The 12,571-nt window shown below is 68.9% G+C and carries 13 protein-coding genes; 4 read left to right on the top strand and 9 right to left on the bottom strand.

Annotated features, from left to right (window positions below; genetic code table 11):
- A partial coding sequence (locus WAE60_RS22945; RefSeq protein ID WP_337689060.1) for an MFS transporter occupies positions 1–1,484 on the bottom strand: 1,484 nt, incomplete at its 3' end.
- A 223-nt stretch (positions 1,485–1,707) separates the two neighbouring features.
- Between WAE60_RS22945 and WAE60_RS22950 the strand changes: the two genes are divergently transcribed.
- Positions 1,708–1,890, top strand: coding sequence for a hypothetical protein (locus WAE60_RS22950; RefSeq protein WP_337689061.1), 183 nt, complete (start codon positions 1,708–1,710; stop codon positions 1,888–1,890).
- On the opposite strand, the gene WAE60_RS22955 is transcribed toward WAE60_RS22950, so the two are convergent.
- Entirely contained in the window at positions 1,887–3,221 is a 1,335-nt protein-coding gene (locus tag WAE60_RS22955) for an MFS transporter (RefSeq protein ID WP_337689062.1), read from the bottom strand. The two genes, WAE60_RS22950 and WAE60_RS22955, sit on opposite strands and share 4 nt — an antisense overlap.
- Before the next feature lie 96 nt (positions 3,222–3,317).
- Between WAE60_RS22955 and WAE60_RS22960 the strand changes: the two genes are divergently transcribed.
- A complete protein-coding gene (locus WAE60_RS22960; RefSeq protein WP_337689063.1) occupies positions 3,318–3,944 on the top strand; it encodes a glutathione S-transferase family protein in 627 nt (208 codons plus the stop codon).
- Here the strand turns inward: WAE60_RS22960 and WAE60_RS22965 are convergent.
- A complete protein-coding gene (locus WAE60_RS22965; protein ID WP_337689064.1) occupies positions 3,941–4,354 on the bottom strand; it encodes a PAS domain-containing protein in 414 nt (137 codons plus the stop codon). The genes WAE60_RS22960 and WAE60_RS22965 overlap by 4 nt on opposite strands.
- A 232-nt stretch (positions 4,355–4,586) precedes the next feature.
- Between WAE60_RS22965 and WAE60_RS22970 the strand changes: the two genes are divergently transcribed.
- A complete protein-coding gene (locus WAE60_RS22970; protein ID WP_337689066.1) occupies positions 4,587–5,975 on the top strand; it encodes a methyl-accepting chemotaxis protein in 1,389 nt (462 codons plus the stop codon).
- Here the strand turns inward: WAE60_RS22970 and WAE60_RS22975 are convergent.
- The 5 genes from WAE60_RS22975 to pelA form a co-directional block, all read right to left on the bottom strand.
- A complete protein-coding gene (locus WAE60_RS22975; protein WP_337689068.1) occupies positions 5,972–6,625 on the bottom strand; it encodes a glutathione S-transferase family protein in 654 nt (217 codons plus the stop codon). The two genes, WAE60_RS22970 and WAE60_RS22975, sit on opposite strands and share 4 nt — an antisense overlap.
- A gap of 42 nt (positions 6,626–6,667) precedes the next feature.
- The gene (locus tag WAE60_RS22980; RefSeq protein ID WP_029915486.1) at positions 6,668–7,144 is read right to left on the bottom strand and encodes an SRPBCC family protein; all 477 of its coding nucleotides are present in this window, start codon (positions 7,142–7,144) and stop codon (positions 6,668–6,670) included.
- A gap of 24 nt (positions 7,145–7,168) precedes the next feature.
- Complete coding sequence (locus tag WAE60_RS22985) at positions 7,169–7,510, bottom strand: metalloregulator ArsR/SmtB family transcription factor (RefSeq protein ID WP_029915487.1); 342 nt, start codon at positions 7,508–7,510, stop codon at positions 7,169–7,171.
- 169 nt (positions 7,511–7,679) lie between these two features.
- Positions 7,680–10,160 (bottom strand): TonB-dependent receptor, encoded by a 2,481-nt coding sequence (locus tag WAE60_RS22990; RefSeq protein WP_337689071.1) that lies wholly within the window; start codon positions 10,158–10,160, stop codon positions 7,680–7,682.
- 105 nt (positions 10,161–10,265) lie between these two features.
- Entirely contained in the window at positions 10,266–11,597 is a 1,332-nt protein-coding gene (gene pelA, locus WAE60_RS22995; RefSeq protein WP_337689072.1) for a pectate lyase, read from the bottom strand.
- 166 nt (positions 11,598–11,763) lie between these two features.
- On the opposite strand from pelA, the gene WAE60_RS23000 reads away from it, so the two are divergent.
- Positions 11,764–12,252 (top strand): hypothetical protein, encoded by a 489-nt coding sequence (locus tag WAE60_RS23000; RefSeq protein WP_337689073.1) that lies wholly within the window; start codon positions 11,764–11,766, stop codon positions 12,250–12,252.
- On the opposite strand, the gene WAE60_RS23005 is transcribed toward WAE60_RS23000, so the two are convergent.
- Positions 12,249–12,569, bottom strand: a complete 321-nt coding sequence (locus tag WAE60_RS23005; protein ID WP_029915492.1) for a low molecular weight protein tyrosine phosphatase family protein — start codon at positions 12,567–12,569, stop codon at positions 12,249–12,251. The two genes, WAE60_RS23000 and WAE60_RS23005, sit on opposite strands and share 4 nt — an antisense overlap.
- Between the last annotated feature and the right edge of the window lie 2 nt (positions 12,570–12,571).

Genomic DNA, 12,571 nt, shown 5'->3' on the forward strand with positions numbered 1-12,571 from the left:
TCGCGCATGTGCTTGACCATGCCGATCGCCGCCAGGGCGTAGTGCAGGGCGGCCCAGGCGTAGAAGCACAGCGAGACGATGATGCCCTGCTGCGTCGCCCGGGCCATGGCGCCGTGGCAGGCCTTGGCCAGGTCGGCGGGTGAGCCCTTGGGGGCCAGGCCGCCGGGGCACTGGGCCGTGAAGCTGGCCGCGCCCGGGTCGGTGAACGAGCCGCCCAGCGCGTGGAAGATCGACGAGGCTTCCGGATGGTTGAAGTGGAACCGCGCCAGGTGGTCGATCAGCCAGCCGGTGAACACCGGCCCGCCGCCCAGGGCGATCAGGTTCAGGAAGAAGAACAGCAGGGCCGTGGCCGTGGCCCGTCGGCGCGGCTCGACCGAGTTCTGGACCACGCCGAAGGTCGGGGCCAGGTAGGTGTAGTGGAAGATGCCCGGGACCAGCAGGATCAGGGCGGTGGTCTGCCAGTTGGTCTGCAGGTAGGCGGCGATGTAGATCGGCGTGCAGATCGCCAGGCCCAGGGCCGGCACCAGGGCGTACCACTTGGCGCTGCGCTTGCCCGTCCAGTCGGTCAGGAAGCCGCCGACCAGGGTGCCGACCCCGGCCGAGAAGCCGCCGATCAGCCCGACGATCAGGCCCACCTGGGCCAAGCCCAGGCCGTAGGTGCGGACGAAATAGGGCGGCACGAACGCGCCCGAACCGTACGAGCCGAACGAGGCGATGGTCACGCCCAGCACCATGTTCGCCACGGGCCATTTGAAGGCCAGCACCTTCAAGACCGCCCAAAGTTCGGAGAATTCGCTGATCAGCGAGAAGGGCGGCTTCTCCGGCTCGATGACGACGTCCTCGGCCTCCAGGGGGCGTTCCTTGACCTCCGAATGGCCGCGCGGCGGTTCCTTGACGATCAGCTTGACCAGCACGGCCAGCAGGATGCCGGGCAGGCCGACGATCACAAAGGCCACGCGCCAGCTGAACTCCTGGGCCAGCCAGCCGCCGGCCACCGCCCCGAACATCGTGCCCAGGGGGATGCCGAACGAATAGATCGACAGGGCCGAGGCACGCTTCTTGGGCTCGTAATAGTCGCTGATCAGCGAGTGCGACGGCGGCGAGCAGCCGGCCTCGCCGACCCCGACGCCGAAGCGGTAGAGGGCCAGTTGGGCGAAGCTGGCGGCGCTGCCGCACAGGGCGGTGAAGCCCGACCAGACCACCAGGGAGACCGAGATGATCGTCACCCGGTTCCAGCGCTCGGCCATCCGGGCGATCGGAATGCCCAGCAGGGTGTAGAGGAGGGCGAAGTAGAGGCCGCCCAAAAGACCCAGCTGGGTGTCGGTCAGCTTGAGGTCGACCTTGATGGCCTGGCCGATGGTGGCGATGATCGTGCGGTCGATGAAGTTGAAGGTGTAGGTGGCGAGCAGAAGCCCCAGCACCGCGGCCTTGTAGCCATTGGAATACAGCGGCTGCGCGCCGCCAGGCGTACTCGCCTGCGCCATCCTGGGCCTCTCCCTTCAAACATTTGTTCTAATCGTTGGGCCGACTGTAGACGTAAGGGAAGCGCCAGCGCCAGAGGGGAAATGGGCGCGGGGAGATCGCGGCGATTTCGCGGCGCTTCGATGAACCTCGGACAACGACGACGCTCATGCCGGTTCAGGCCGGGAGGCCTCTACTGGCGGCTTCAAGCGACCGCGTCAGACGGTCGTCACCCGGAGGTCCGCCATGCACGCCCTGCACCGTCCCCAACCGACCGCCCCGCCGCGCGGCGCCGAGATCATCCCGCTGACCGAGCTGAACCGCGCCAGATCGCACCGCGTGCTGGATCGCGGCGACGACGCCCCGGTCGAGGTCCATCCGTGGGCCTACTGCTTTCCGAGGACCATGCGCGCCACGTCGCGCGGCTAGGCGACCATCTCCTCGCGGATGGTCTTGCGGGCGGCCCAGAACAGGCCGAACGCGACCAGGCCCAGCAGGGTGGAGAGGATCAGCGCCCAGCGAACGCCCTGGGCCTCGCCCAGTCCGGCCGGTCCGGCCAGCAGGTCGCTCAGCGCGCCGACGGCGACGGGACCCAGGCCCAGGCCGATCAGGTTGATGATCAGCAGCAGCACCGCCGAGGCCGTGGCCCGCATGGCCGGATCGACGATGCTCTGGGCCGTGGCGTAGACCGGCCCGTACCATAGGGTGCCCAGCAGCACCGGGATGGTCAGGACGCCGATCGCCGCCATCGGCGAGCCGACGCTGACGGCCAGGATGTAGAAGGGGATCGTGACCAGCGAGGCGATGGCCGGCACGATCACGTAGGCCCGCAGGTCCTTGGCCCCCAGCCGGTCGGCCAGCAGGCCGCCCAGCCAGGCGCCGATCACGCCGGCCGTCCCGCCGATCAGGCCCAGGGCCAGGCCCAGGAAGCCGGCCGACTTCAGCCCGAAGCGCGCGGCCAGTTCGGCCACCTCGGCGCCGTGGACGCGGAAGAAGAACGAGGCCGTGAACGGCGCGTGGCCGTAGCCGACGAAGGCCTTGATCGAGGCGGCCAGGGCGACCAGCCAGAAGGTCTTCTTGGTGGCCAGCACCGCCAGGGCGGCGCCGAAGCTGATCTTGGAGGCGGCGCGGGCGGCGATGTCGGCGGCCAGTTGCCGGCGCGGCTCGACCAGGGTGAAGGCGGCGATCAGGGCGAACAGCACGCCGGGCGCGCCGGCCACCATGAACGCCACGCGCCAGCCGTAGGCGTCGGCCACCAGCCCGCCCATGGCCATGCCCGCCAGCGTGCCCAGCGGCGTCCCGATCGAATAGAAGGCGATGGCCCCGGCGCGCTTGTCCTTGGGCACGTAGTCGGTGATCAGCGAGTGGGCCGGCGGCGTGCAGCCGGCCTCGCCGACGCCCACCCCGATCCGCGCCAGGATCAGCTGCCAGAAGTTCTGGGTGAAGCCGCACAGGACGGTGAAGGCGCTCCAGGCGGCCACCGAGGCGCCGATGATGAAGGGCCGGTTCTTCGTCTCGGCGAGGCGGGCGATCGGTATGCCCAGCACGGTGTAGAAGATCGCGAAGGCCAGGCCCGTCATCATGCCCAGCTGCCAGTCGGCCAGGTGGAGGTCGCGCTTGATCGGCTCGGCCAGGATGTTGACCACCTGCCGGTCCAGGAAGTTGAGGGTGTAGATGATCAGCAGCACCCACAGGGCGTAGCGGCGATAGCCGGACGAAACAGGATTGATCACCGGCGACGGTATCGCGGCTTCCGCCATGCGGTCCTCCCTCGAACAGTTGTTCTAATCGTTGAGGCGACTGTAGGCGCGGGGTAAGGCCATTGGCCACCCCCGTTCTCGGCTCAGGAGTCCGCCATGGAAATCGTCGTCGGCACCAAGAAGTGGTCCAGCTGGTCGCTGCGGCCCTGGCTGGCGCTGAAGCGCACCGGCGCCGCGTTCAAGGAGACCGTGGTCGAGCTGCGCCAGGTCGGGACCTCGGAGGTCGAGATCGCCAAGCACTCGCCCAGCCACCTGGTGCCGGTGCTCAAGGACGGCGACCTGACGGTCTGGGATTCCCTGGCGATCTGCGAATACCTGGCCGAGAAGTTCCCCGCCGCCAATCTCTGGCCCCAAGACCCCGCCTTGCGGGCGCTGGGCCGGTCTGCGGCGGCCGAGATGCATTCGGGCTTCTCGTCGCTGCGCGGCGAATGCCCGATGGCGCTGGATGCGACGGCCGGCGTGGTGGCGATCTCGGAAGCCACCCAGAAGGACGTGCGCAAGATCGTCGAGCGCTGGAACCAACTGCTCAAGCGTTCGGGCGGGCCGTTCCTGGTGGGCGAGTGGTCGATCGCCGACGCCTTCTACACCCCGGTCGCCACGCGCTTCCGCACGTACGGGATCCACCTGTCGGACTATGGCGACACGGGCCCGGCGGGCGCCTATTGCGAGCGCCTGCTGCAGGCGCCGGAGTTCCTGGCCTGGGAGGCCGACAGCCTGGCCTAGCCGGACTTGCCGGTCCGGGCGGTCGGTCGACGGCCCGGCTTGCGCTCGACCTCGCGTTCCAGGGCGACGGCGCTGATCAGGGCGCCGTCGGGGGCCACGATCGGGAAGACGTCGATCGCGCAGAGATAGGCCTCGCCCGTCTTGCGGTAGTTGACCAGGGTGGTGGTGTGGCGCTCGCCGTTGCGCAGGGCGCGGGCCAGTCGCTTGCGCGCGGCAAGGCTCGTGCCTGCCCCCTGAAAAATTCGAGGATTTTTTCCCAGGATTTCCGCCCGGTCGAAGCCGGTCATGCGCTCAAACGTTGTATTCACATAGAGGATGTGGGGGCCCGGCGGCGACAGCTGCCCATCCGTCAGCACGACGCCGATATCGAGGTCGTCGGCCAGGGCCGAGATGAGATCACGCAAAGGCATACTGGATTCCGGGGCTTAGCCGCCCGTGGCTATATACCCGTGAAGCTTTTATGTCCGGGAAAATTGAATTAGGGATTCATTAATCATCGCAACCCGAGTAATTATCTTATGCCAAAAGGACTTTTCGGCTCACTTGTGAGTTGTGGTCGAGCGTTGTTTTGTAATTAGGATATCGTTAATCGTCGATATGCCTAAAGCTTTCTACCGCTGCATTTGCGAGACGAAAGCAACAATGTTCTCAGGTCAAAATTCCGCTCGCAAAGCCGACGTCCAGCGGATGCGCAGCCTCGAGGCCCAGGTCGCGGCCATGGAGCGCTCGCAGGCGGTGATCGAGTTCCAGCTGGACGGCACGATCATCCGGGCCAATCCGAACTTCCTGGGGGCCATGGGCTACGCGGCCGCCGAGATCGAAGGTCGCCATCACAGCCTGTTCGTGCCGCCGGCCGAGGCGGCCAGCGCCGACTACCGGGCCTTCTGGGCGCGGCTGAACGCCGGCGAGTTCGTCGCGGCCAAGTTCCTGCGCATCGGCAAGGGTGGCAAGGAGGTCTGGATCCAGGCGTCCTACAACCCGGTGCTCGACGAAAACGGCAAGCCCTTCAAGGTCATCAAGTTCGCCACCGACGTCACCGGGATCGAGCTGGAGCGGGCGCGGACCGAGGCCGAGCGCCAGCGCGGCGAGGAGGAGCAGGGCGCGGTGGTCTCGGCCCTGGCCGACAGCCTGCGCCGCCTGGCCGGGGGCGACCTGACCGCCGGCATCGAGGCGCGCTTCGAAGGGCGCTACCAGCAGATCAAGGACGACTTCAACGCGGCCATCGACAGCCTGCGCGAAGCCATGGGCGCGATCGCCTCGGCGACCGGCGGCCTGCAGGCCGGCTCGGACGAGATCGCCTCGGCCTCCAACGACCTGTCGCGCCGCACCGAGCAGCAGGCCGCTTCGCTGGAGGAGACCGCCGCGGCCCTGGACCAGCTGACCGCCACCGTCCGCCGCAGCGCGGTCGGCGCCAAGGAGGCGTCCGCCGCCGCCTCGGGCGCCCGGGAGGAGGCGGCCCGCTCCGGCGAGGTCATGCGCGACGCCGTCGCCGCCATGGGCGAGATCGAGCAGAGCTCGGGCCAGATCACCCAGATCATCGGGGTGATCGACGAGATCGCCTTCCAGACCAACCTGCTGGCCCTGAACGCCGGCGTCGAGGCCGCTCGGGCCGGCGACGCGGGTCGCGGCTTCGCGGTCGTCGCCCAGGAAGTCCGCGCCCTGGCCCAGCGCTCGGCCGAGGCGGCCAAGGAGATCAAGGCCCTGATCGCCAGCAGCACCTCGCAGGTGGCGCGCGGCGTCCAGCTGGTCGGCGACACCGGCCAGGCCCTGAGCGGCATCGTCGGCAAGGTCTCGCAGATCGACACCCTGATCTCCGAGATCGCCCTGTCCTCGCAGGAACAGGCCACGGGCCTGAACCAGGTGAACTCGGCGATCAACCAGATGGACCAGGTCACCCAGCAGAACGCCGCCATGGTCGAGGAGGCCACCGCGGCTGCGGCCAACCTGCGCAACGAGGCGGGCGAGCTGGGGCGGATGGTGGCGCGGTTCCGGACCGGCCAGGCGGCCCAGCCCTCGCGCCGCGCCGCCTAGTCGCCGGCCGGGAACATCGCGAAATAGGGCTCGGCCTCCTGCAGCACCCGCGCGAACGACGGGCGGGCCAGCAGGCGGTCGAGATACGCCGAGAGCTTGGGGTGGGAGTCCGTCAGCGGCGCCACCTTGTTGGCGTAGAACAGGGCCGGGGCGGCCGCGCAGTCGGCCAGGCCGAAGTCCTCGCCCGCCGCCCAGGTCCGGCCCGCCAGTTCGCCCTCCAGCAGGCCGTAGGCCATGGCCAGCTGCGCGCGGGCCTGGATCACGCCGTACGGGTCCTTGGCGTCGGCCGGGCGGATCCGGTCGCCCACGATTGCCTGCATCGGCGTCATCACATAGAGGTCGAACAGGCGGTCCATCAGCCGGGTGCGCAGGGCGGCCTCCGGATCGTCGGGGATGAACCGCACCGGGCCGGGATAGGCCGCCTGCAGGTACTCGATGATGATCGAGGTCTCCGGGACCGTGCGATCGCGGGCCGCGTCGCACAGCAGGGGCATCTTGGTCGTCGGCCACAGCGCCCTGAACGCGGCGATCCCCTCCGGGTCGCTGAAATCGACGAGGCGGGCTTCGAACGGCGTGGCGTTCTCGTAGAGGGCGATCAGCACCTTCCAGCAGTACGAGGACAGCGGGTGCATGTGCAGCGTCAGGGACATGGGATCTCGCTATTGGGATGGGGTCCAGGGCGGGGAGGGCGACTAGGCCGCCGCGTCCTCGCGCGCCAGCTCCTTGGCCAGGTGCAGGTCGTACAGCTCGCGGCAGCCCTGCTCGCGCTGGGCGGGGAAGTCGTAGCCGTCCAGGAACGCGCCCTGTTCGGTGTAGGTCAGCTTGGCGCCCTTGGGGTCGGGCTTGATCTCAACCGTCGCCACCGACACCGAGATGCGATTGCCGTCGATGTACATGGCGTAGGCGAAGATGATCCGGGCGTCGGGCACGATGTCCCAATAGGTCGTCTCGTTGATGATGTTCATCTTGCCGTCGGGGCTGAAGTCGCCCCGCTCCTGGCCGCCGACGCGGAAGTCGTAGCTGTACTCGGCCCTCGGCCAGTTCTCGGACCGCACGAACCAGCGATGGCGGATCTCCGAATTCGAGAAGGCCCGGAACACCCGCGCGGGGGTGGCCTCATAGACCCGGTCGATGACGAAGGTGGCGTGGACGACGGAGCGTTCGGTCATGGTCGTTTCCTCTCGAGGCGGGGTTCAGGCGTCGTCTTCGTGCGCCGTGGCGCGGAGGTACTCCCCCAGGGCGTCCAGGCGACGGTTCATCAGCATGCGGCGCTGGTTGATCCAGGTTTCCGCCGCGCTCAGCGCTTCCGGTTCCAGGCGGCAGGTCCGCACCCGGCCCACCTTCTCCGAACGGATCAGGCCGCTGCCCTCCAGCAGTTGCAGGTGCTGCATGACGGAGGGCAGGGACATGGCCAGGGGCTGGGCCAGCTCGCTGACCGAGGCCGGGCCGGCGCACAGCCGCTCGACGATGCTGCGCCGGCTGGGATCGGCCAGGGCCTGGAACATCAGGTCGAGCGATGGCTGTTGGTTAGTCATGAGCCTAAGTATTTCCACGTCGCCGTCGTCGTCAAGAAATACTTTGTCGATCGCCTAAGTATGCCCGCGCGCCGAACGAAAAACGCCCCGGACGCGGGGTCCGGGGCGTTCGACGCGAGCGTGGCCCGCCGACGGGAAGGGGAGGAAATCCGCGGCGGGTCGCTCAGCCCTAGAACGCCGTCGACAGGGTCACGAAGACCTGCCGGGGCGGGATCGGATAGGTGTTGTAGGTGTTGGTCGGCTGGCCGACGACGACCTCCAGGTCGCCCTTCTCGTCGGCCAGGTTGGTGACGTTCAGGCTGATCTTCGGGCTCTTGAACACCGAGCCCGCCGGGGTCTGGAAGGTGTAGGAGGCCTGCAGACCCAGCAGGAAGTAGCTGTCGACGCTGAGGTCGTTCGTATAGGTCGCGAAGCGCTTGCCGACATAGTCGCCGACCAGCTGGGCGTCGAACGATCCGAAGTGGGCGCTGGCCACGAACTTGTTCAGCCACTCGGGCGAATTGGGCACCGACTTGCCGGCCGTGGGCACCATGACCGGCTTGGTCGGGTCCGGATTGGTCACCGTCTGGCCGGCCGTGTTGACGTAGCTGCGCGTGGCGTAGTCGTCCTGGTACTTCGAGCGGTTGTAGGACACCGCGTCGTAGAACGAGAAGTGCGAGCCGAAGTTGAAGGTGGCGGCGATGTCGACGCCGTCGGTCTTGACGCTGCCCACGTTCGACAGGATCGCCGCCCCGGCCACCAGCGACGAGATCACCGGCGTGGCGCTGGTCTGCAGCAGGCGGTTGGAGAAGTCGACGTGGTAGACGCTGGCCTGGGCCTGGAAGCCGGTGATCGGGCCGCTCGACAGCTCGTGATGGGTGCGCAGGCCCAGTTCGTAGGTCCAGGCGGTCTCGGGCTTGGCGGTCTGCTTGAACAGGTCGAACGCCGCCTGGCTGCCCAGGCTCCAGGGCGACAGGCCGCCCGCGCCGTAGGTCACGAACTGGCGCAGGTTCTTCTGGATGTTGAAGAACACCTGCTCGTTCTCGGTGGCGTCCCAGATCGCGCCCACCTGCGGCAGGAACCACTCCTTGGTGTCGATCTCGCCGCTGGGCAGCAGGGTCGGGTTGGTGTTGCCCGGGGCGTTCTTCTGCTGGATCGGCACCGTGCCTTCGGCGAACTGCAGGCTGGACTTCACGCCGTACTGCAGCAGCAGGTCGGGGCGGATCCGCCATTGGTCCTGCACGTGCAACTGGACGACGTCGTTGTCGATCTGGCTGGCGTATTGGGTGAAGTTCTTGTTGGTCGGGATGTCGTACGGCGTCAGGTCGGTCGAGGACGCGGCGAAGGGGTACCAGGCGCGCTGGGTCGACGACTTGTTGTGCTCGTACCAGACGCCGGCCTGGATCTGGTGGTCGCCCAGGGTCCAGTCGGCGTTCGAGATGAAGCCGCCGCGATTGATCAGGTATTCGGTGGTGCGCACGGCGTAGCCGGTGCCGCCGAACACCGTCTTCAGGTCCTGGTTGGGATAGTAGACCGCGAACAGGGCGGGCAGGCCGGCCTGGTTGATCGGGCCGGCGACCACGCCGCGGCCCTCGTCGTGGTGGAAATAGACCTGGTTCGACCAGGTGACGTTGTCGGCGATCTTGTAGTCGTACTTGACGTAGGCCAGCGCATCCATGCGCTGGGCGGCGCTGTGGTAGTTGCGGAAGTTGTTCCCTGCCGAGGCCGGGGGCGCGCCCGCGTTCGAGAGATAGGCCAGGGCCCCCTCATAGTCCGGATAGAGGAACGGCCGGGTGTAGGGCGTCGACTGGTCGCTGGCCGTGTGGAGGTTGGTGCCGACGTTGGGATGGACGATCGAGTCCTCGTTCGGCTCGACCTTCTTGGAGTAGTCGGCGAAGACGGTCAGCTTGCCGCGCTCGCCGTCGTGCACGAACTTGCCGTTGAACTGGTTGCCGCGCTGGTGGGCCTGGAAGTCCCAGGCGCGCTGGTCCTGGTGCAGGAACGAGACGTAGGCCGAATTGCCGCCGCCCAGGTCGCCGGTCTCCAGGCGCAGGTACATGCGGTTGGCCGCGTAGCTGCCCAGGGTCTGGTTATATTGGCCGCCGCGCTCGGCCAGCGGGTCGCGGGTGAAGGTCTCGATCGCGCCGCCCAGGTTGCTGGTCGAGGCCACGCCCAGGTCGCCGGCGCCCGAGGACAGGATCACGCGGCTGACGTTCTCGCTGATCACGGCGCGCTGGGGCGAAAGGCCGTTGTAGTTGCCGTACTGCTGGTCGCCCAGCGGCACGCCGTCCAGGGTGAAGCCCAGCTGCTGGATGCTGAAGCCGTGCACGAACAGCGAGGTGTTCTGCTCGTTGTTCCCCCACGGATCGGCGGTCTGGTACGAGACGCCCGGCAGGGTCTGGATGGCGCCCAGCGGGTTGATGCCCGGCAGGATCTTCTGCATCTCGGTCGCGCCCAGCGTCACGGCCGAGCGGGTGGTCTTGGTCATGGTGACCACCAGGCCCTCGACCGCCGCGTCGTCGGCGTCCGTGGGGGCGGCGGCGGCATCGGCGGGGGCGGCGACGGGCGAGGCGGCCGTGTCGGCCGGCGCGGCCAGGGCCGGGGCGGCGATCGTCAGGACGCTGAAGGCACAGGCCGCCAGCAGCGCTAGGCGGTGCGGTTTCACAGACATGGAAGACCCCTCGGACTCCGCCCCCGACGGGCGGTGAGGTCCGGGGTGTTAGGGCAAGCCTGCGACGCTTCCGCGAGGGTTGAGCGAAGGGTTTGTGACGCCGCCTCAACCGGCCGGCGGATGGGCCTTTTTCCAGACGGCGTAAGCGTTCAGCGCCTTTTTTGGGCTGGTGTTGAACCAGGCGTAGCCATTTCGCCGCTCGAGCGTCAGCTCGTTGACGTCGTCGTGGATCGTCTTGTCGCGGTCGCCGAAGACGGGCTGGCCGGTGGCGGCCGCGTAGTAGCGGGCCCACAGCGGACCGGCGCCCGGCTTGGGCGTCAGGCGGCGGCCGCCCTCGGTGTCCTTGCCGCCGGTCCAGGCCTGGTCGTGCAGGGCGTGGGCGGCCAGGTAGTCGGCGCCGGCATGGACGGCCTTCACCAGGGTCGGCGAGGGATCGGGCAGGCTCATCAGATAGACCAGCAGGTCGGCGCTCTCCTCGGTCGACAGCTCGGCCGGCTCGAAGTTGCGGCCGGCGACGGGTTTCAGGGTCAGGGCGTCGTGCTGCTGGGCCCAGATCGTGCGCTTGCCGTCGACCGCCACCTGGGTGGCCAGGACGCAGGCCACCGCGCGCTCGGCGGCGGCGCCCGCTTGCTTGCGCAGGTCTGCCGGCGCGAAGGCGTAGTCGCCCTGGCCCTTGGACACGTCGGTCAGCAGCGAGGCGGCCTCGGTGACGGCGTTGTCGTTATAGGTGATGGCGTCGTGATAGCCGCCCTCCAGCGGCCAGACCTGGGGCCAGCCGCCGTTCGGGAACTGGGCGGCCAGCAGGTAGCGCGCGCCGCGCAGGAAGCTGGCGCGCCAGGCGTCGCCCTCCTTGCCGGGCGCCTGGCCGGCCACCCGGGCCAGGAAGCGCAGCTCGGTGATCGTCGCGTCGTTGTCCAGCGTGCCGACATAGTTCCAGTGCGGGTCGCGCGGCGTGTCGAAGTCGCCGGCGGCCAGGTACTTGGAGACGTTGTCGGGGGCGTAGGGCTGGCCCGGCTGGCGCGGGGCGCCGGTGCGCGGCTGGTTCTTGCTCCAGCCGCCGGCCGGGGTCTGGAAGCTGACGATGACGTCGGCCACGTGGCGGGCCTCGGGCGTGGCGTACCAGGCCGCGTCGCGGTCCAGCGGCATGGCCCTGGGGCCGCCGGGGCCTTCCTCGGGCGGCGGGGGCGTCGGCTGGCCGGGCTTCAGCTCGGCGGCCAGAGCGGCGCGGTCGGCGCGCTCCTGCTGGTCCGAGCGGGCCAGATAGGCCTTCCAGGCGTCGCGATCCTTGGCCGGCAGGGCGTCGATGCGCGCGGCGCTGATCGCCTGGGCCGGAGTGTTGGTCCCCACGACGGCGGCCTGAGCGGCGCCGCACAGCAGCACGGCGCTCAGGGTCATTACGCTCAGGGGAAGGGCGGCGGGGAGGGGGCGGAAGGTCATGGGCGGTATCCGACGTCTCGGCCGCGTCGGCCGTCCGCGAAACGTCCGCCCAAAGCCTTTCGAGCGCACCCCATTTTTCGGGCCGGGTTTACGGGCCGGGGCGGAGCGGCTTTGATCCGGACCGCACGGGAGGGACGCGATGGCGACGCCAGGGGCGGCGGAGATCATGGCCGACGATTTTGCCGATCCGCTGGTCGGCCGCATCGTCGCGTTCCTGCGCCGGATCGGCGTCCCGGTGGAGGTGGCGTCGCTGGACGGCGAGACCTTCCTGCCCGGCGTCGTCGTGGCGGCCGGGCGGCTGCGGGTCGATCCCGCGCGCCTGGCCTGGCCCGGCGACCTGCTGCACGAGGCCGGCCATGTCGCCGTCGGCGATCCGGCCCGGCCGGACGACGGGGTCTCCGATGATCCCGGCGAGGAGATGGCGGCCATCGCCTGGTCCTACGCCGCGGCGCTGGAGATCGGCCTGTCCCCGGACGTCCTGTTCCACGCCGGCGGCTATCGCGGCGGGGCCAAGGCGCTGATCGAGAACTTCGCGGAGGGCGGCTATGTCGGCGTGCCGATGCTGGCCATGTGGGGCCTGACCCGCGAACCCCACCGCGCCAAGGCGACGGGCGAGCGGCCCTATCCGCACATGCTGGCCTGGCGGCGGACCTAGGGAAGATGCGGGGCGACCCGCGCCTTCAGCAGGGCCACCAGCGCCGGGTCCATGAACTCATAGTCGTCGGGGATGTTCAGGCAGATCACCCGGCCCTTGATGTGCCGCTTGAAGCGCTTGGACAGCTTGTTGCGATGAGCCCGCTCCATCACGAAGATGATGTCGGCCCATTCGACGAGTTCGCCGGTCAGGGGCTCCTCGGCGTCGTGATTGGTGCCCGCCGAGCTGGCCTCGACGCCCGGCCAGGTCGCGAACACCTGCTCGGCCGTGGGGCTGCGCAGCTTGTTCTGGCTGCAGACGAACAGGACCTTCTTCACGC

The sequence above is a fragment of the Caulobacter sp. CCG-8 genome, from assembly GCF_037402475.1.
Classification (GTDB): domain Bacteria; phylum Pseudomonadota; class Alphaproteobacteria; order Caulobacterales; family Caulobacteraceae; genus Caulobacter.